The organism is Streptomyces sp. NPDC101225, from assembly GCF_044767585.1.
Lineage (GTDB): Bacteria > Actinomycetota > Actinomycetes > Streptomycetales > Streptomycetaceae > Streptomyces.
This window is the reverse complement of sequence record NZ_JBIWOE010000002.1, coordinates 47,070-66,355: the sequence shown is the minus strand read 5'-3', so window position 1 is coordinate 66,355 and position 19,286 is coordinate 47,070. Positions and strand designations below refer to the sequence as shown.

At 72.5% G+C, this 19,286-nt stretch carries 16 protein-coding genes; 8 read left to right on the top strand and 8 right to left on the bottom strand.

From position 1 onward, the window contains the following. Positions 1–4: 4 nt before the first annotated feature. Positions 5–1,021 carry an aspartate-semialdehyde dehydrogenase gene (locus ACIRPX_RS03070; protein ID WP_404187547.1) on the bottom strand — a complete coding sequence of 339 codons (1,017 nt, stop codon included), beginning with the start codon at positions 1,019–1,021 and terminating at the stop codon, positions 5–7. Between the two features lie 233 nt (positions 1,022–1,254). On the opposite strand from ACIRPX_RS03070, the gene ACIRPX_RS03065 reads away from it, so the two are divergent. Together ACIRPX_RS03065 and ACIRPX_RS03060 are read left to right on the top strand one after the other, a co-directional pair. Beyond that, complete coding sequence (locus ACIRPX_RS03065) at positions 1,255–1,776, top strand: sigma-70 family RNA polymerase sigma factor (RefSeq protein ID WP_404187546.1); 522 nt, start codon at positions 1,255–1,257, stop codon at positions 1,774–1,776. A 1-nt stretch (position 1,777) separates the two neighbouring features. Beyond that, positions 1,778–2,491, top strand: coding sequence for a hypothetical protein (locus tag ACIRPX_RS03060; protein ID WP_404187545.1), 714 nt, complete (start codon positions 1,778–1,780; stop codon positions 2,489–2,491). A gap of 50 nt (positions 2,492–2,541) precedes the next feature. Here the strand turns inward: ACIRPX_RS03060 and ACIRPX_RS03055 are convergent, their stop codons facing one another. Both ACIRPX_RS03055 and ACIRPX_RS03050 read right to left on the bottom strand, forming a co-directional pair. Further along, positions 2,542–5,844, bottom strand: a complete 3,303-nt coding sequence (locus tag ACIRPX_RS03055; protein ID WP_404187544.1) for a S8 family serine peptidase — start codon at positions 5,842–5,844, stop codon at positions 2,542–2,544. A 164-nt stretch (positions 5,845–6,008) separates the two neighbouring features. Further along, on the bottom strand, positions 6,009–6,551 hold the full coding sequence (locus ACIRPX_RS03050) for a CGNR zinc finger domain-containing protein (protein WP_404187543.1): 543 nt from the start codon (positions 6,549–6,551) through the stop codon (positions 6,009–6,011). 108 nt (positions 6,552–6,659) lie between these two features. On the opposite strand from ACIRPX_RS03050, the gene ACIRPX_RS03045 reads away from it, so the two are divergent. The 5 genes from ACIRPX_RS03045 (at position 6,660) to ACIRPX_RS03025 (ending at position 11,768) form a co-directional block, all read left to right on the top strand. After that, positions 6,660–7,103 carry a VOC family protein gene (locus tag ACIRPX_RS03045; protein ID WP_404187542.1) on the top strand — a complete coding sequence of 148 codons (444 nt, stop codon included), beginning with the start codon at positions 6,660–6,662 and terminating at the stop codon, positions 7,101–7,103. Beyond that, a complete protein-coding gene (locus ACIRPX_RS03040) occupies positions 7,103–7,993 on the top strand; it encodes a pyridoxamine 5'-phosphate oxidase family protein (protein ID WP_404187541.1) in 891 nt (296 codons plus the stop codon). Before ACIRPX_RS03045 ends, ACIRPX_RS03040 begins: the two co-directional genes overlap by 1 nt. Positions 7,994–8,002: 9 nt before the next feature. Continuing rightward, on the top strand, positions 8,003–8,464 hold the full coding sequence (locus tag ACIRPX_RS03035) for an NUDIX hydrolase (protein ID WP_404187540.1): 462 nt from the start codon (positions 8,003–8,005) through the stop codon (positions 8,462–8,464). A 262-nt stretch (positions 8,465–8,726) separates the two neighbouring features. Beyond that, positions 8,727–10,493 (top strand): TIGR03767 family metallophosphoesterase, encoded by a 1,767-nt coding sequence (locus tag ACIRPX_RS03030; RefSeq protein WP_404187539.1) that lies wholly within the window; start codon positions 8,727–8,729, stop codon positions 10,491–10,493. Positions 10,494–10,616: 123 nt separating this feature from the next. Next, positions 10,617–11,768, top strand: coding sequence for a serine hydrolase domain-containing protein (locus ACIRPX_RS03025; protein WP_404187538.1), 1,152 nt, complete (start codon positions 10,617–10,619; stop codon positions 11,766–11,768). Between the two features lie 71 nt (positions 11,769–11,839). Here ACIRPX_RS03025 and ACIRPX_RS03020 read toward each other — a convergent pair whose 3' ends face one another. Both ACIRPX_RS03020 and pepN read right to left on the bottom strand, forming a co-directional pair. Then, positions 11,840–12,886 (bottom strand): hypothetical protein, encoded by a 1,047-nt coding sequence (locus ACIRPX_RS03020; RefSeq protein WP_404187537.1) that lies wholly within the window; start codon positions 12,884–12,886, stop codon positions 11,840–11,842. A 188-nt stretch (positions 12,887–13,074) separates the two neighbouring features. After that, on the bottom strand, positions 13,075–15,642 hold the full coding sequence (gene pepN, locus ACIRPX_RS03015; protein ID WP_404187536.1) for an aminopeptidase N: 2,568 nt from the start codon (positions 15,640–15,642) through the stop codon (positions 13,075–13,077). Between the two features lie 155 nt (positions 15,643–15,797). Here pepN and ACIRPX_RS03010 point away from each other — a divergent pair, with 155 nt between their 5' ends. After that, a complete protein-coding gene (locus tag ACIRPX_RS03010) occupies positions 15,798–16,460 on the top strand; it encodes a DsbA family protein (RefSeq protein WP_404187535.1) in 663 nt (220 codons plus the stop codon). A gap of 6 nt (positions 16,461–16,466) precedes the next feature. Here ACIRPX_RS03010 and ACIRPX_RS03005 read toward each other — a convergent pair whose 3' ends face one another. The 3 genes from ACIRPX_RS03005 to ACIRPX_RS02995 form a co-directional block, all read right to left on the bottom strand. Next, the gene (locus tag ACIRPX_RS03005; RefSeq protein WP_404187534.1) at positions 16,467–16,691 is read right to left on the bottom strand and encodes a hypothetical protein; all 225 of its coding nucleotides are present in this window, start codon (positions 16,689–16,691) and stop codon (positions 16,467–16,469) included. A 28-nt stretch (positions 16,692–16,719) separates the two neighbouring features. Beyond that, positions 16,720–18,141 (bottom strand): FGGY family carbohydrate kinase, encoded by a 1,422-nt coding sequence (locus ACIRPX_RS03000; protein ID WP_404187533.1) that lies wholly within the window; start codon positions 18,139–18,141, stop codon positions 16,720–16,722. 67 nt (positions 18,142–18,208) lie between these two features. Further along, complete coding sequence (locus ACIRPX_RS02995) at positions 18,209–19,231, bottom strand: 2-hydroxyacid dehydrogenase (RefSeq protein ID WP_404187532.1); 1,023 nt, start codon at positions 19,229–19,231, stop codon at positions 18,209–18,211. Between the last annotated feature and the right edge of the window lie 55 nt (positions 19,232–19,286).

The window sequence follows — 19,286 nt, the reverse complement described above, 5'->3', positions numbered from 1 at the left end:
CTCCCTAGCCCTTCAGCTCCGCCGCCACCAGTTCCGCGATCTGGACCGCGTTCAGGGCGGCGCCCTTGCGGAGGTTGTCGTTGCTGATGAACAGGGCGAGGCCGTTGTCGACGGTCTCGTCCTTGCGGATGCGGCCGACGTAGGCGGGGTCCTGGCCGGCGGCCTGGAGAGGGGTCGGGATGTCGGAGAGCTCGACGCCCGGGGCGTCCTTGAGCAGCTCCGTCGCGCGCTCCGGGGTGATCGGGCGGGCGAAGCGGGCGTTGACCTGGAGGGAGTGGCCGGAGAAGACCGGGACGCGCACACAGGTGCCGGAGACCTTCAGCCCGGGGATCTCCAGGATCTTGCGGGACTCGTTGCGGAGCTTCTGCTCCTCGTCGGTCTCGTTCAGGCCGTCGTCGACGAGGTTGCCGGCGAAGGGCAGGACGTTGAAGGCGATGGGGCGCTTGTAGACGCCGGGCTCCGGGAAGTCGACCGCCGAGCCGTCGTGCGTCAGCCGGTCCGCGTCGGCGGCGACCTTCTGGGTCTGGCCGTGCAGCTCCGCCACGCCCGCGAGCCCCGAGCCGGACACCGCCTGGTACGTGGCGACGACCAGCGCCTCCAGGCCCGCCTCGGCGTGCAGCGCCTTCAGTACCGGCATCGCGGCCATCGTCGTGCAGTTCGGGTTGGCGATGATGCCCTTGGGGCGGTGCGCGATCGCGTGCGCGTTCACCTCGGAGACGACCAGCGGGACCTCGGGGTCCTTGCGCCAGGCGGAGGAGTTGTCGATCACGACCGGGCCCTGCGCGGCGACCTTCTCCGCCAGCGCCTTCGAGGTCGCGCCGCCGGCGGAGAACAGCACGATGTCCAGGCCGGTGTAGTCGGCGGTCGCGGCGTCCTCCACCGTCACGCCGTCCAGCTCCGTGCCCGCCGAGCGGGCCGAGGCGAACAGGCGCAGCTCGGTGACCGGGAAGTTCCGCTCCTTGAGGATCCTGCGCATGACCGTGCCCACCTGTCCGGTGGCTCCGACGATTCCGACCCTCACGGTGACTCCCTCTGCGTGTTCGTGCCTGGTGCGGCTTCTGCGTGTCTGCGGCGTTTCCATGATGCGGCCGACCCGGGTCCGCCTGTCCAATTCTTTGCACTCCATGCCCGAGGAGTGGAACGTCCGGGGTGTGACGTCCGCCTCCGGACACGAGTCCGGAGGCGTTTCCCGGTGTCCGCCGAACGTTTCCACGCGCCGCGGCGTCGTAGAGGAAACGCGGTAGGGGGTGGCTTGTGCTGCGCGGAAGGGCCCGTCGTGCGCCGGAGGACGACGATCCGCTGGACACGGCTCAGGAACGCCGGGTGCGGGCGGTGCTCGCGCTGGGCGGGGTACCGCAGGCGGACCTGCCCGACGGGGTGCAGCAGGTGCGACTGCGGCTGCTGGAGCGGGCGGCGAAGGGGTACGAGGCGCCGCGCGACGTCTCCGCGTGGGCGGCCGTCGTCGCCTCCCACCTGGCCATGGACTGGCACCGCGCCAAGCGCCGCCAGGAGCGGATCGGTGAGCGGCTGGCCTCGCTGCGGCAGCTGGAGCACCCCTCGGGCGAGGACACCAGCGTGCTCTCGCTGGCCGTCGCCCAGGGCCTGGACGAGCTGCCCGACGCCCAGCGCCAGGTCGTCGTCCTGCGCTTCTACGCCGATCTGCCGGTCCGCTCGATCGCCGCCGAGCTCGGCGTTCCGGAGGGCACCGTCAAGAGCCGGCTGCACACGGCGGTACGGGCCCTGCGCGCCCGCCTGCACGAGGACGAGGTGGTGTGACATGGCCGCGGAACACCACGGCACCGACGCGCTCATGGCCGCGCTCACCGGCGAGGCCCTGTCCGGCGAGGCGCGCGCGGACGCCGCCTTCATGACCGGGTACCGCGAGGCCGAGGCCGACGTGGCCCTGCTGCGGGAGCAGCTCGCGCTGATCGGGGACGCGCTGGCCCGCGACCCGGCGGTGCGGCGCGCGCCCGCACCGGTGCGGGCACCGCGGGGCCGGCGCCGGGCCCGCAGGTTCGCCTTCGCCTCGCTGGCCGTGGCCGCCGTCGCGACCGTGCTGGCGGGGACGGGCTGGCTGGTGGCGCGGACCGGCGGCGCGGGCGAGGACTCCGGCGCGAGCGCCGACAAGGCGGCGGCCCCCTCCGCGGGCTCCGCCCTGAGCAGTCCGGGCTACCTGGCCTGCGCCCGGCTGGTCGCGGAGGGTGACGTCACGCGGGTGCAGCCGGTGCCCGCGGTGGCCGGCCGGGACCGGATCACCCTGCACGTGACCCGCTCGTACAAGCCGGCGAAGGCTCCGGAGGACGTGGTGTTCGTGCTCGACGAGGGGCTCGTGCAGCAGGCCCTGCACCAGGGCGACCACCTTCTGGTGACGCTGCCGGAGCGCTCCGCCGTCGCGGCGGGCGTGGTCGTCGGCGCGCGGGACATCGCCCGTGAACGCGCGGGTCTGGTCCGCGCGCTGCCCGAAGCCGCCGGCCTGCGCTGCGGCGGATGACCGAGGGCGGGCGCCCGTACGGACGCCCGCCCCTGCTGCCGTGGTCAGGACTACGGCGTGACCTTCCCGATCTGCACGCTGCCGGTGCCCGCGACCGTGCCGCGGGCGTTCACCAGCTGGACCCGGCCGAAGAACTCACGGCCCTCCGGGGCGGCCGCCGCGGCGGTGACGCTGCCGGAGACGGTCGCCGACTCGCCCGTGCCCAGCTCGACCGGCGCCGACTCGTCGACGGTGACGGTGCCGAGCGACGAGGAGAAGAAGACGTCCCGGTAGTCGTAGGCCGTGGAGCCCGACGGCACCGCGTAGCCCGCGACCTCGATCGTGTACGTGCCGGCGGCGGGCGAGGCGATGGACACCGCCTCCTCCGAGTCGCCGTCGGCGGACTGGCCGACGACCGTGCCGGCCGCGTTCCTGACCGTCAGGTCGAGGTCGGCGGCCGTGTCCGAGACGTTGCCGATGACGACGTCCAGCGACGCGGCGCCCGCGGGCACCTCGACCGTGGTCGTCTGCGTCTCACCCTCCCCGATGGACGGGCGCGCCGACTTGGCGGAGCCGAGCGGGCCGCCGACCAGGTGGCCGTCGAGGGCGGCGAAGGCGTTGGTCGCCTTCCAGGAGACGGCGGCCGGGGTGCCGACCTTGGCCTCGGGGACCGTCACGGTCTCCGGGTCGAAGGCCGCGCCGTACACGGCGGCGTCCAGCGTGTAGGGGTTGTCCAGCAGCGGCGAGGTGCGGCGCGCCTCGACCTCGATCTCCCAGACGCCGGGCTGCGGGTCCGCGTACGAGCGCACGTCGGGCCGGCAGCCGTTGGTGTTGGGGTAGTTGCTGTAGCAGTACGGGGTGCTCGTGTTCTCGACCGGGACGCCGTAGGGGTGGATCGAGATGAAGCGGGTCTGGCTCTTGTCCTTCAGCCCGCCGATCGCGACCTCCAGCGACTTGGCGCCCTCGGGCACGGTCAGGAAGTACGACTGCGTGCTGTTGCGCTGCACCGTGTTCGACACGGAGTGGGTGAACTTCACCGGCGCCGAGACCACCACGGTGGTGAGGATCTGCTTGTCGACCCCCTCCGTCCTCGGGTCGTCGACCTCGAGGATCGCGCTCTTGAGGCCGGCGGAGCGCGGGTGCGCCCGCACCTTGACGGTGACCGGCTGGTTCAGCGGCAGCCGCACCTCGTGGGAGCCGAGGACGCGGAAGGTGCCGCCGGCGTTGTTCGCGAAGTGCAGCGTGTGCCACAGCGCCCGGTCCGGGCCGGAGGTGCGGGTGACGGTGACGTCGTACGTCTTCTTCTGCCCGGCCTTGAGGCCGCCCTCGCGGTCGTAGAGCCCGGTGCCGAAGCCCGGCGTCTTCAGCGCGAAGTCGATCGCGGTGTCGACCGGGGCCTTGACCGTGTAGTCGTGGGCGCTCGCGCCGTGGCGGATCGCCTTCCAGGCGTCGACGACGTCGATGAGTCCGGCACCCTCCTCGTACGCCTGAACGCCCTTGATGTGATGGGCGGTCGAGGTGAGAGCCGTGCGCAGCGCGGCCGGTTCGAGGTCGATGTGCTTCTGCGCGGCGGCGCTCAGCAGCAGCGCGGACGCGCCCGTGGCCTGCGGGGAGGCCATCGAGGTGCCCTGCAGCATGGAGTAGCCGGCCGGCAGCGCGTAGCCCGCCTCCGGGACCGGGGAGCCCGGCAGCCAGGTCTGCGTGGAGTTGATCGAGGCGCCCGGCGCGGACAGGGTCGGCGTGAAGCCGCCGTCCTCACGCGGGCCGCGTGAGGAGAAGGGCATCATCGCGTACTTCTTCCGCACGACCGAGCCGTAGTTGGAGGCCCAGGTCTGCCGGGACACGGTCGCGCCGACCGAGATCACCTTGTCGGCCAGGCCGGGGTCGCCGATGGTGTTGGCACCGGGGCCGGAGTTGCCGGCCGAGATGACCAGCTGCACGCCGTAGGTGTCGATGAGGCGCGTGTAGAGCTCGGCGCGCGCGTTGTTGCCGTCGTTGAGGGCCGGCAGGCCGCCGATCGACATGTTGACGATGTCGACGCCGCGGTTGACGACGAGGTCGATCATGCCCTCGGTGAGCGCGACGTTGGTGCAGCCGCCGCTCCAGGTGCAGGCACGGGAGGAGACGAGCTTCGCGCCCGGGGCCGCGCCGTTCATCCGCCCGCCGAACAGGCCGTGGGCGGCGGTGATGCCGGCGACGTGCGTGCCGTGCTCGGACTCGATGACGCCGATGTTGACGAAGTCGGCCTTCTTGCCGACCCAGTCGCCGCCGTAGGGGTCCATCGGCACGTCCTTGCGGATCTGCACGACGAACGGCTGGCGCTCCACGACGTCGGTCTTGGGGTCGTCGGTGCCGAAGTAGCCGACCTGGTACCCGTCCTTGTACGGCTTCATCGGCTCGTCGTCGCCGAAGTCGTAGTTGTTGTTGAGGTCGACGCGGACGGTGCCGGCGGCGGGGTCGTAGAGGACGCCCCACTTGTCGGTGGTGTCGCCGTCGCGGTTGGCGTCGCCCTTGGCGTCGCCGCCCGCGGTGACCGACTCGCTGAACGTGCTGACCTGGTACGACCCGGCGGGCGCGGTCCAGGTCCGGCCGCCGTAGGTGAAGCTGGGGCCGGAGACGGAGGTCACCATCGGCCGCCAGGTGGCGTCGCCGTCGACGATCGGGTCGGTCGCCGTGACCCAGTCGACGATCTTCCGTTCGCCGGTGGTGGTCCTCTGCAGGGCCGGGTGGCCGAGGTCGACGCCGGAGTCGAGGATGCCGATGGTGACCCCGCGGCCGTCGGCCTTCGGGTACTTCTTCACGAAGTCGACGGCGCCCGTCTCGAAGGACGGGTTGTAGGGGTTCTCGGCGGGGGTGTTCTTGTCCGGGCCGGAGTAACCCGTGCTCCGTGAGGCGGACTTGGCGGATCCACCGGTCACGCTCGGGTCGTCCAGCGGTATCTCCCTGCGCAGGTCGATGCCGTGCACGGAGGAGAGCTTCGCGGCGGCGGCGATGGCCGACTCCGCCTTCGCGGTGGGGACGGTGGCGCGGACGTAGCCGAGCTTGTCGTAGGTCCGGCCCACCGAGCCGCCCTTGACCGCGTCCAGCTTGCCGGCGACCTGCTCGGTCTGCCCGGGCGCGGTGGCGATCATCATCGTGACGTTCTTGGCGCCGTCGGCCTGAGCCTCGGCGAGCAGGTCCGCGTCGTCGGAACCGAGCTTGTCCTGTGCGGACTTGACGGTGGTGCCGGCGGGAGCGGTGCCGGACGGACCGTCGGCGGAGAAGGCCATGGGTATCGGGCCGGCCGCGGAGAGCGCGGTGACGAGACCGGCCGCCACGGCTATGCGGGCCACGCGTCTCGCGCCGGATATCGGATCGCGCTGGGGGTGGGTCATCGGCATCCCTCGTAGGTGAAGATTCCTGTGCCGGACGAGCGCACAGCTTTACCCAAGGGACGCTTGTTTGGGAAGTGTTGACCGAAACGAGGGGTGGGTATGGGGAAAACCCCCGATGCCCTTTAGTCGGGTGAGTCACCAATAGCGGCAAATGGTGCGGTGGTTCAGGATTCCTTCGAGCGGGCGTAATGCCGGGACGCCTTGGCCCGGTTGCCGCAGGCGGCCATGGAGCACCAGCGGCGGGTGCCGTTGCGCGAGGTGTCGTAGAAGTGCAGCACGCATCCGTGGCCGGCGCAGGCGCGGACGCGGTCGGGGGCGGCGGAGAGCAGCTCCAGGTAGCCGCGGGCGGCGAGCCAGGCCGGGCCCCAGGACGGGTCGCCGAACTCGGGCACCTCGCCGGGGCCGTCGGCGGTGAGCGTGGCCCGGATGCGCCCGTGCGCGAGGACGGCGTCGACGGCGTCCGCCCCCTCCGCGAGTGATCCGTCCACGGCCGTCCTGAGCGCGTCGCGGGCCTGCAGGGTGTGCCGCAGGGTCGCCGCGTCGGCCGCGAACCGCCCGTCGAGGCCGTTCGCCGCGAGCCACACGGTGAGGCCGTCGAGGCCGTCGAGCAGATCCTGCGTGACCCCCTCCTTGTTCCAGCGCGTGTTGAGCAGGTCGAGCGCGAGGGGCTCGCCCGTGAGCGGGCGCGGGTCGGTGGTGGCGGGCATGGGGGCTCCTTTCCGGGCTAACCACTGAAGAGTACGTGACCGGTTGACATTCTTCGATCCTAACCGCTAAATTTTGTTACGAAGGTTATACCGGACTGGGGGAGACCCATGACCCTGAACACCGGCCACATCGGCCTGAACGTCACCGACCTCGACCGCTCGCTCGCCTTCTACCGGGACGTCCTGGGCTTCGTCCTCGTCGCCGAGGGCAAGGAGGAGGGCCGGCGCCACGCGTTCCTCGGCGACGGCGAGCGGCTCGTCCTCACCCTCTGGCAGCAGGCGGAACAGCCGTACGACGGCGGCCGCGCGGGCCTGCACCACCTGGCCCTGGAGGCCGAGTCGATCGAACGGGTCAGGGAGTACGAGCAGGCACTGCGCGCGTACGGCGCCGACTTCGCCCACGAGGGCGTGGTGGCCCACCGCGAGGGCGCCGCCTCCGGCGGCATCTTCTTCCACGATCCGGACGGCATCCGGCTGGAGATCTCGGTGCCGAGCGGCGCGGAGGGTGCGCCCGCGCCGCACGAGTCCGCTCCGACCTGCGGGTTCTTCTGATGACGGACGTCTACCACGCAGGTTCGCGCGCGCTTCAGGACCGGGCCGGCGTGCGGGAGGCCGCCGACCACGTGGGCCGTGCGATCGGCGCGGGGATCAAGCCGGTGGCGGCCGCCTTCCTGGAGCTCCAGCCGCTGCTGGTGCTGGGCGCCGCCGACCCGTCCACGGGTGCCGTCTGGGCGTCGCCGCTGGCCGGGGCACCCGGCTTCGTCCGCGCGACGGGGCCGCACCGGATGTCGGTGACGGGCGGCGTCCGCCCCACGGACCCCCTCGCCCCGGCACTCGCCACCGAGGGCACCCCGGTGGCCACCCTCGTCCTCGACCCCGGCACGCGCCGCCGCATGCGCCTCAACGGCCGCCTCCGCCCGACGGCGGGAGGCTTCGCCGTGACCGCGGAGCGGGTGTTCGCGAACTGCCCCCGGTACATCCAGCGGAGGGAGTCGTACGAGGTGCTGGCGGACGTCGACCCGGGCCCGGCCGTACGGAGCGGTGAACTCTCCCTCGGGCAGCGCGCGTTCGTGGAGTCGGCCGACACCTTCTTCGTCGCGACCGTGCACGGGGGCCGGGTCGAGGTGAGCCACAAGGGCGGCAACCCCGGCTTCGTACGGGCCGGATCGCCCAAGGAGCTGAGCTGGCGGGACTACCCGGGCAACTCCATGTTCCTGACCCTGGGCAACATCGCCTCCGACCCCCGGGCCGGCCTGCTGTTCCTGGACTGGGAGACGGGCGCGGTGCTGCAGCTGACGGGCGAGGCGCGGACGGAGTTCGAGGGCGAGGGGCAGCCGCGCGTGCGGTTCACGGTGACGCAGGCCGTGGAGACGCCGTCCGCGGTCCCGCTGCGCTGGTCGCCGCCGGAATACTCGCCTGCCAATCCCTCCCGGGCGCACTAACGTCCCTCTGTGCGACGAACCTTGAGGGTGGCGGCCTACGCCATGTGCGTCCGTGACGAGGAGATCCTGCTGGCCCGCTGGACCGACGGCCGGGGCCGCCCCGAGTGGACCCTGCCCGGCGGCGGCATGGAGCACGGGGAGGATCCCTACGACACCGTGCTGCGCGAGGTGGAGGAGGAGACCGGACATCTGGTGGAGATCACCGGGCTGCTCGGTGTGGACTCGGTCAGCCGCACCGCCTCCCGGCGCTTCGGCCGCAGGACCGACCACCACGGCGTACGCCTGGTCTACGAGGCCCGCGTGATCGGCGGTGCCCTGCGCCCCGAGGTCGGCGGCTCCACGGACATGGCGGCCTGGCACCCCCTCGCGGAGGTGGCGGCCCTCGACCGCGTCGGCCTGGTCGACGTGGGCCTGAGACTGTGGCGGGAGCGGCCGGTGACGGGGCGGGTGACGGCCGCGGCCGACGAGTGACGGGAACCGCTCCCGCACGGCCCTGAACTGCTGTGCGTACCCCGAGAGATGAACACGGAGTGACCGTCCCCCGGCCGCGCGACGAGCGGTCGGGGGCGTGCCGGGTGGGCCGAGATCCACGTACGGTGATCGGTGTTGCGCGTTGCCGTCTCGTTCACGCGCAGGTCATTCCCGGTGCCAAGCATCCAGAGCGAGCGGGATGTTCGCGACAGCGATCGCCCGCGACCACTGCCGACGCGTTCGCACTCGGGGAGATCGCGCCATGTCGCGCATACGCTCTGTCGCCGCCAGCATCCCGGCGGTCAACCGCCGTACCGTCCTCGCCGCCACCGGTGCGGCGGCCGTCTCCACGGGCGTCGGATACGCCCTGCGGCCGGCCGACGGCCACGCCGCCACCGACACCGGCTCGGAGGCGACCCGGGTGGTGGCGCAGTCGCGCCGGGCCCCGGCCGCGCCTCTCGCGCCGTACACCAGGGGCACCACCCTCGCGAGTGTCGCCGTCCCGCGCTCCGGCTCCGGCTACCGCCGCCTCGGCGACGGTCCGGGCTGGGCCCGGGTGGTGCGCGCCGACCTGGCCGCGCCCAAGGCGGGCCGGGCCGGCCGCCGTACCGCGCTCGCCGCGTTCGTGCAGCTCACCGACCTGCACCTGATCGACGCCCAGCACCCGATGCGCCTGGAGTACCTGCGCTCCACCGACCGGCACGCCTGGCGCCCGCACGAGGCGCTGACCGTGCAGGGCGCGATCTCGCTGGTCGAGCGGATCAACGCGCTGCGCGGCGCCCCCGTCACCGGCTCCCCGCTGCACTTCGCGATGACGACCGGCGACAACACGGACAACAACGCCAAGTCCGAGCTGGAGTGGTTCCTCACGATCATGAGCGGTGGGCGGATCACGCCCAACACCGGGGACCCGCGCCACTACGAAGGCGTCCAGAACAGCGGCCTGAAGACCTACTGGCAGCCCGACTCCTCGGTGCGCGACGGCGACAAGCGGCTCGGCTTCCCGCACCTTCAGGGCTACCTGGCCGCAGCGATCCGCGAGGTGCGGAGCCCCGGCCTGAACCTGCCCTGGTACTCCACGGTCGGCAACCACGACGCCATGCCGCTCGGCTGCTTCGGCCACGGCGACTCCTGGCTCGCCGAGTACGCGGTCGGCGGACGGAAGCTGATGTCGCTGCCCGCGTCGGAGGCGGGGAAGCTGCAGCACCACATCAAAAGCGGGAAGGACCCGAAGGGCCTGGCCTTCCGCGACCTGCTGAAGGCCCACGCGCGCGACATGCGCTCGGTCACGCCGGACCCCGAGCGCGCGCCGTACACCCCGGCGGACTACCTCAAGGCCCACCTCGACCCGGCGTACCGCGGTCTCGGCCCGGTCGGGCACGGCTACTCCAGCGCCAACCTCCGGGCGGGCACGCAGTACTACGCCTTCCGCATCGCCGACGACGTCGTGGGCATCAGCCTCGACACCACCGACCCGGGCGGCCACTACGAGGGCTCCATCGGGACGGCCCAGCTGAACTGGCTGGAGAGGCAGCTCAAGGACAGCGACAGAAACGGCTCGTACGTGGTCGTCTTCAGCCACCACACCAGCAGGACGATGACGAACACGAACCACGTCGACCCGGCCCGCCCTCGCGAGCGCCGGCACGACGGCCAGGAGGTCCTCGCCGCCCTCGGCCGCCACCGCAGCGTCCTCGCCTGGGTGAACGGCCACATCCACCGCAACGACATCACCGCGCACGCGTCGACGGCCGGCGGCTCCTTCTGGGAGATCTCCACCGCCTCCCACGTGGACCATCCGCAGCTCGCCCGGGTCGTCGAGCTTGCGGACAACAAGGACGGCACGATCTCCCTGTTCACCACGCTGGTCGAGTCGGCGGCCCCGCACCGCACCGACTTCTCGGACCTCACGCAGACGGGCCTCGCGGCCCTGTACCGCGAGGTGTCGTTCAACGCGCCCGGCGCCAGCACGGTCCTGGGCGGCGCCGCGCACGACCGCAACACGGAGCTGGTGCTCAAGAAGGGCTGAAACCGGCCCAACCGCTCCACGGCACGTCAACCTGCGGGCCGTGGGCCGGGTCTGATCCCCCGTGCGCGCTCGTCGCCGAGCGAGAGCACGGTGAGAGCAGAGTGAGACGGGGGAGGAGCAGTCATGAGCAGAGGTGTCCGTACGGCCCTGGTCGCGGCGGCGGCCGTGGCACTGTCCGCGGCCCTGGCCGGCCCCGCGACCGCGGCCGCGCCCGCCCGCGGCCACGACGCGGCCCGGCGGGCCGCCGAGGCGGTGGTGCGGGAGGGCGTGCCCGGGGTGACGCTCACCGCGAGGGAGGGACACGCCACCTGGTCGACGACCGCGGGTGTGGGCAACCTCCGTACGAAAGCGCCCCGTTCGGCCCGGGACCGCTATCGGGTGGGCAGCATCACCAAGACCTTCGTCGCCACCGTGCTGCTCCAGCTGGAGGCGGAGGGCCGGCTGTCGCTGGACGACACGGTGGACAGGTGGCTGCCCGGAGCGGTCCGCGGCCACGGCCACGACGGCCGCGCCATCACCGTCCGGCAGCTCCTCAACCACACGAGCGGCGTCTACAACTACACCGCCGACAAGGACTTCGGCAGCAGGTACTTCCTCAAGGACGGCTTCTTCGAGCACCGTTACGACCGCACATCCCCGGCCGACCTGTTGGCGATCGCGATGTCCCACGAGCCGGACTTCCCGCCGGGCACCTCGTGGAACTACTCCAACACCAACTACCTGCTGGCCGCGATGGTGATCGAGAAGGTCACCGGCCGCCCCTACGGCGCCGAGATCCGCGACCGCGTCATCGCGCCCCTGCACCTGCGGGCCACCTCGGTCCCCGGCACCCGCGTCACCGTCCCGCAGCCCAGCAGCCGCGCCTACTCCAAGCTCGCGCGGACGGCGACGGGCCCGACGTACGACGTGACCACCCTGAACCCCGCCATCGCCTACGGCTCCGGCGAGATGATCTCCGACTCCGCCGACCTCGACCGCTTCTACGCGGCCCTGCTCGGCGGCCGGCTCCTCCCGCCCCACCAGCTCAAGGAGATGAAGACCACCGTGCGGATCGAGGGCGCGCCCGACATCCGCTACGGGCTGGGCCTGATGGACCGCACCCTGTCCTGCGGCGGCCGCGAGGTCCACGTGTGGGGTCACGACGGCGGCATCCACGGCTCCACGTCCGACGCGGTGACCACGTCCGACGGGCGGCACTCGCTGGCGCTCAACCTCAACGGGGACTGGATGGGCGACACCGACCGCGTGATCCGGGCGGAGTTCTGCGGAGGGTGAGCACGACGAGGGGCCGCCCGGACGTCCCGGCGGCCCCTCGTCTCCCCTCCTGATACGGCCCCGGTCCGTCACTACCGGGGCAGCACCACGACATAGGCGGCGGGTTCCCGGTCGCCGGACGCCATCAGCGCCGTGCGGACGACCGCCGCCTGCTGCTCCATCGAGTCGCGCAGCTTCCTGGGCGTGATGTGCACGACCGTGATGCCCAGCCGCTCCAGGTGCTCGCGCTTGCGCGCGTATTCGGACCACAGCGCGTCCTCGTCCTGGCGCGGGGCCCGGGTGTCCAGCTCCACCGCGACCGCCTGCTCGGGCCAGTAGGCGTCCAGGCCGCCGAGGTGCGGGCCGCCGGGCAGGCGCAGGTCGACGTTCCACACCGGGTCGGGCAGACCGTACTCCTGGACCATCCGGTACAGGCGGTCCTCCGCGATCGCCCGGCCCTCGGCGAGCAGGGAGTCCACCGCGTCCACCACGTGCGGACGGCCGAGCAGCTTCGCCTGGTTCAAGGCGCGGACCACCGCGGCGGGTTCGCAGTGGCCGCCGCGCACCGCCTCCGTCAGCAGCCGCCGCACCGTGGAGGCGTCGGCCAGCTCCGAGACCGCGTCGGCGAGCGCGCGCGGCACCGGTGCGACCGGAACCCCCGTCACCGCGCGGGCGGTCGGCAGCGACGGCGTGCGGACGATGCGCGCGCAGCCCGTCGAGCGCAGGCGGCGCAGCCGGGGGACCAGGACGTCGATCTTCTCCAGCGACAGCAGCGGCGGGGCGGAGGTGAAGCCGTAGAGCGTCAGGGCCGCCAGGCCGGTGATCATCGCCTCCGCGTAGACGGGCCGGTGCGGCTCGTCGGGGCCGGGCTGGGCGGGCACCCCCGGCGTCGACTCGCGGGAGGCGTACATCAGCACCGCGTGCAGCCGCTCCTCACTGGTCGGCGGGCCCGGGTGGAGGAGGAAGACACCCGGGAGGATCTGCTGCCAGGCACCGCCGGCGCGGCACTGCTCGTTCATCTCCGCCGACGAGACCCCGTGAGCGCGCAGCTGAGCCGTCGTCAGCACGCGCCGGTGCACCTCGGAGAGGTGACGCAGGGGGCGGGGGGAAGCCGGGGGGAGCGGGGTGTTGTGGTTCATGACTCGGGGTTTCCCGCGTCCGGTCGGTTCTTTAACCGCTGTTACACGCCCGTCGACAAATGCGGACAAGGCATTACTAAAGGACGGGTGTTCGGGTGCCGATAGGGGACGGAAAACCCCTGGTCCATTCGGGTTGGACCAGGGGTTACGGGTCTTATTGACCGGATTCCGTAACGGTCACGGGCCGATCAGTCGTTGGCCAAAGCCTGGGCGCGCAGGGCCCGTGCCAGATCGTCCCGCGCCTCCAGCACCAGCCGGCGCAGCGCGGGCGCGGCGCCTTCGTGCGCGGCGAGCCACGCGTCCGTCGCCTCCAGCGTCGCGGGCGAGTCCTGGAGCGACGGGAACAGGCCGCGGACCACGTCCATGCCGATCTGGATGGACCGCTGCGTCCACAGCCGCTCGATCGCCGCGAAGTACTTCTCCGTGTACGGCGCGAGCAGTTCGCGCTGCGAGGACTGGGTGAAGCCCGCGATCGTCGCCTCCACCAGGGCGTTGGACAGCGTGTCGGACTCCACCACCTGGGCCCATGCCTGCGCCTTCACCGCCGCCGACGGGCGGGCGGCGAGGCAGCGGACCTGGTGGCGCCTGCCCGACGCCGTGTCGTCACGGGCCAGTTCGGCCGCGAGCACCGGCTCGTCCACCGCCCCGTGGGCGGCGAGTGGCTCCAGGAACGTCCAGCGCAGCTCCTGGTCGACGTCCAGGCCGTCGATCTTCTCGGTGCCCTCCAGCAGGCCCCGCAGCAGGCTCAGGTCGTCCGGCGCCGAGGCCACCGTCGCGTAGAACCGCGCCCACGCGAGCTGGTGCTCGCTGCCCGGCTCGGCCGCCCGCAGGTCCCGCAGCGCGGCGTGGGACAGCATCTCCCCGCCGCGCGGCCGCCACGACGCGGGCGAGTAGTGGACCAGCGCCGAGTTCGCCCACGCGTGCAGCATCTGCAGGACGCCGATGTCGGACTCCCGCCGCCCGAACCGCATCACCAGGTCGATGAAGTCGGGCGCCGGCAGCAGGGCGTCCCGCGTCATGTTCCACAGCGCCGACCAGCACAGGGCGCGGGCCAGCGGGTCGGTGATCGCGCCCAGGCGCTCGCGCAGCGCGGCCAGCGAGGTCTCGTCGAAGCGGATCTTGCAGTACGTCAGGTCGTCGTCGTTGACCAGCACCAGCTCGGGTGCCTGCTCGCCGGACAGCTCCGTGACGACCGTGCGCGGGCCGTCGACGTCCACCTCGGCGCGCGCGTACCGCACCAGGCGGTCGTCCTCCTGGCGGTACAGGCCCACCGCCACGCGGTGCGGCCGCAGTGCGGGGTGCGACTCGGCGGCCTCCTGCACCACCGCGAGCTCGTCGACCCGGCCGTCGGTGGTCAGCAGCACCTGCGGGGTGAGGGAGTTGACGCCGGCGGTCTGCAGCCAGCCGCGCGCCCAGGTGGCCATGTCCCGGCCGCTGGTCTCCTCCAGCGCCGACAGCAGGTCGCCCAGGCGGGTGTTGCCGTAGGCGTGCCGCTTGAAGTAGCGGCGGGCGCCCTCCAGGAAGGCGTCCTGGCCGACGTAGGCCACCAGCTGCTTCAGGACGGAGGCGCCCTTGGCGTAGGTGATGCCGTCGAAGTTGAGCTTGGCGTCCTGCAGGTCGCGGATGTCGGCGGTGACCGGATGCGTGGAGGGGAGCTGGTCCGCGCGGTAGGCCCACGCCTTGCGGCGGTTGGCGAAGGTGATCCAGCCGTCGGTGAAGCGGGTGGCGCCGACCAGGGAGAAGGCGCCCATGAAGTCCGCGAACGACTCCTTCAGCCACAGGTCGTCCCACCACTCCATGGTGACCAGGTCGCCGAACCACATGTGCGCCATCTCGTGCAGGACGACGTTCGCCCGGCCTTCGTACGACGCCCGGGTGACCTTGCCGCGGAAGATGAACTCCTCGCGGAAGGTGACCAGTCCGGGGTTCTCCATCGCGCCGAGGTTGTACTCGGGGACGAACGCCTGGTCGTACTTCCCGAAGGGGTACGGGTAGTCGAAGTGGTCGTGGAAGAAGTCCAGGCCCTGCTTGGTGACGAGGAAGACGTCGTCGGCGTCGAAGTAGGGGGCCAGGCCCTTGCGGCACAGGGCGCCGAGCGGGATCTCCAGCGTCGTGCCGTCGTCGAAGGTCCGCGTGTAGGAGTCCGTCACGTAGTGGTAGGGGCCCGCCACCACACAGGTGATGTACGTCGAGATCGGCTTGGTCTCCGCGAACCGCCACACGCCGTCGGTGCGCTCGCCCACGCCGTTGCTCCAGACCGTCCAGCCCTCCGGGGCGCGCACCTCGAAGCGGTAGGGGGCCTTGAGGTCGGGCTGCTCGAAGTTGGCGAAGACACGGCGGGAGTCGGCCGGCTCGTACTGGGTGTACAGGTACACCTCGCCGTCCTCGGGGTCGACGAAGCGGTGCATGCCCTCGCCGGTGCGGGAGTAGGCGCACCGGGCGTCCACCACCAGCTCGTTCTCGGCGGCGAGGTCCTCCAGGAGGATGCGGGAGCCGTCGAAGACCTGACCGGGGTCGAGGTCGCGGCCGTTGAGTGAGACCGAGGTCACAGTCGGTGCGATCAGGTCGGCGAAGGTGGCGGCTCCCGGCTCGTTGCTGCGGAAGCGGATCGTGGTGACGGAGCGGAAGGTGCGCGGGCCGTCCCCGTCGTCCTCGCCCACCGCCGAACGCAGGTCCAGGGCGACCTCGTACCCGTCGACGGACAGCAGGGCGGCCCGCTCCCGGGCCTCGTCGCGGGTCAGATTCTCACCGGGCACGGGCGGTACTCCCTCGGCTGGCGTTCGGTATCTGGACAGGGCCGATCCTGCCATGTGCTCCTGACCGTGGGCACCCGGGAATCGGGCGGTCACCGGGAATGGGGCGGTGATGCCCGGCGTTGCTCGTTGAAACCGATACTTTCCCGAGGAGACCCATGCCCGAGACCGCGACCACCTCCGCCAAGACGCCCGTCGACTTCTGGTTCGACCCGCTGTGCCCGTGGGCCTGGATGACCTCCCGCTGGGTGCTGGAGGTCGAGAAGGTCCGGGACATCGAGGTGCGCTGGCACATCATGAGCCTGGCGGTGCTCAACGAGGACAAGCTGGACACGCTGCCCGAGGCGTACCGGGACATGCTCGCGACCAAGGCGTGGAAGCCGGTGCGCGTGGTGACCGCGGCCTGGCAGAAGCACGGCGCGGACGTCCTCGGCCCGCTCTACACCGCGCTCGGCACCCGCTTCCACAACAACGGCGAGGGCGCGACCACCGAGGCCATCGCCGCCGCCCTGGCCGACGCCGGCCTGCCCGCCGACCTGATCGACTACGCCGACCAGGAGAACTTCGAGTTCGACGCCGAACTGCGCGCCTCCCACAAGGAGGGCATCGACAAGGTCGGCCAGGAGGTCGGCACCCCGGTCATCGCCGTCCCCGGCGCGGACGGCGAGCAGCTGGCCTTCTTCGGTCCGGTCGTCACGCCGGCCCCCAAGGGCGATGCCGCCGCCCAGCTCTGGGACGGCACCCTCGCGGTCGCCTCGGTCCCCGGCTTCTACGAGATAAAGCGCACCCGCACGGTGGGCCCGGACTTCAGCAACCTGTAGCGGTCGCTACGGGGCGGCCTCCTCGCGGAAGCCCTCGGGGAGGAGGCCGCCCTTCCCCCTGTTCAGATACGGCTGGTACCACAGGCATCGCACGGCCGTGCAGCGCCACAGGTTGCCCACGTAGAACCGGGGGCCCTTCTTCTCGCGGACCGCGGACTGCTCCGCGGTGTTGAGCCGGCGGAACCTCTGTCTGCTGCGGCAGGTCGGGCACTCCCGTTCGATCTCGGTCATCGAAGCCTCCTCGCGGTCGCGGAGTCGGTCAGGCGCGGGTCCGGCCGCGGGCCTCTGCGAGGCGGGACAGGTGGTTCTCGTACGCCTTCGTGTAGTACGCCGCGCGGGTCGGGTCAGGGTCCACCACCGCGGTCGGGCGCGTCCAGGCCCGTGCGTCGAGACGGACCCCGTACCGCTGCGCCGCGGCCAGCACCGCGCCCCGCGCACCCACCTCACCCTCGACGACCCTGAGCGGGCGGCCGAGCGCGTCGGCGAGCAGGCGCATCCAGGCGGGACTGCGGGTGCCCCCGCCGCACACGGCGAGGGAGCCGGTGAGGCCGGCGGCCTCCAGGCAGTGGCGGGCCGCGTAGCCGATCCCCTCGCAGGTCGCACGGATCAGGTCGGCCTTCGTGGACTCCAGGGAGACGCCGGTGAGTTCGGCGCGCAGCCGGGGCTCGACGAACGGCGCACGCTCACCGGAGGGCGCGAAGTACGGCAGCACGCGCACGCCGTTCGCACCGGGCGGGGTCTGCGCCAGCAGCGCGTCGACCTCCTCGTGGCGGACGCCCGTCGTCGTCAGCACCCAGTCCAGGGCCGCCGTGCCGACCATCGCCGGCATGGCGCGCAGCCAGTGGCCGGGACGGTCGGTGGAGATGTACAGCCCGGCCGGCTCCCCGGTGAGGTCCAGGTCGGTCGTGGCGACGAGACTGGCCAGGCAGGTGCCGACGATCAGCAGACCGTCGCCGGACGCGGTCACCCCCGCGCCCAGCGCGCAGGACGGCAGGTCGTACGGCCCGTTCGCGAGCCGGGTGCCCGGCGGCAGCCCCTCGGCGGCCTCGGCGGTCGTGATCGGGTCGCGGACCGGGGCGAGCAGACGGCGACGGTGCGTGAGGCCCAGCAGCTCCACGACGCGGTTGTCGTACGCCCGGGTGCGCGGGTCGAGGAACGGCATCGACGCGTCCGACACGTCCGTGGCCGCCGGCGCGCCCGTCAGCCGGCGGAAGACCATGTCCTTGCAGTACAGGGCGGTGCTCGCGGCGTCCAGCGACGCGGGCTCGTAGCGGTCGAACCAGGCCAGCAGCGGTCCGGGGCAGCCGGGGAACATGGCGCTGCCCGTGCGCCGGAACACCGTCTCGAAGGTGCCGTCCGCCAGCCACTGGTCGAGCAGTTCATGTGCCCGCCCGTCCATCCAGGAGGCCGCGGGCCGCACCGGGCGCCCCTCCCGGTCGACCAGCCACACCCCGTCGCCCTGCCCGGTCAGCCCGGCCAGCTCCACCGGCTCCGCGACCCGCGACGTCAGCTCCCCGAGGACCGCGACGACGGCCGCGTACACCTCCTCCATGTCCTGCTCGACCACGCCCCCGTGCAGGGTGAGTCCCACCGGGCGGGCCGCGACGGACAGTTCACGCCCGTCGCCGTCGAAGGCGGCGGCCTTCACCGTGGACGTGCCCACATCGATACCGACGTACATCTCGCCTCCCGGCGCGTCAGGTCAGGCAGTTCGTCAGATCAGGCAGTGCGTCAGATCAGGCGGTGCGTCAGGTCAGGCAGTGCGCGAGCGGCTCCCCGCGCCCCCAGCGCCCCACCTCCTCGGCGGCGATCCGGGCCGCCTTCTCCGCCACCGCGCGCGAGGCCCCGCCCAGATGCGGCGTCATCACCACGCGGTCGGCCAGGCCGAACAGCCGCGAGCCCGCGGGCACCGGCTCCTCCCCGTAGGTGTCCAGGGCCGCCGCCGACACATGGCCGCTCTCCAGCGCGTCGCACAGCGCTGCCTCGTCGACCAGCCCCCCGCGCGCCACGTTCACCACCACCCCGCCCGCGGGCAGCAGCGTGAGCTCACGGGCCCCGATCAGGCCGCGGGTCTCGGCGGTCAGCCGGGCGTGCAGGGTGATGACCCGGGAGCGGCGCAGGAGTTCGTCGAGCGAGCGCAGGCGCAGACCGAAGATCTGGCCGCGCACGTAGGGGTCGTACACCATCACCTGCGCGCCGAAGGCGCACAGCGCGCGGGCGACGCGGCTGCCGACGGCGCCGTAGCCGACGAGCCCGACGGGCAGGTCCTCCAGCTCCAGGCCGCTGTGCTCGTAGGTGTAGTACGCCGCCCCCTCCCAGCTGCCCTGCCCCGCCAGCAGGTGGTGCGCCTGCGGGATGCGGCGCAGGGCCGCCAGCATCAGGCCGACCGTGAACTCGGCGGTCGCGGCGGCGTTGCGGCCGGGGGCGTAGCAGACGCGGACGCCGTGCCGCGCGGCCGCGTCCAGGTTGACGTTGACCGGGCCGCCCCGGCAGACGACCACCAGCCGCAGGTCCGGGCAGGCCGCCAGGACGCGCTCCGTCACCGGGCCCATCTGCGTGACCAGCACCCGGGCTCCGGCCAGCGCCCCGATCAGCTCGTCCTCGGCGTCGACGGCCTCCGTCACCTCGGCCACCGGCCCGAACGGCTCCAGCGGCCAGCCGAGGGTCAACTCCGTCACATCGCAGTCGAGTTCGTGGGTGAGCGCCGCCGTGATGAGCGACGGCAGGATGAAGTGGTCGCCGGCGGCGACGACACGCACGGGTTCGCTCATCGCGGGGAGCCCCCTGCCTCGGCGTCGAGGCCATGGGCCGGGCGCGGCTCGGCGG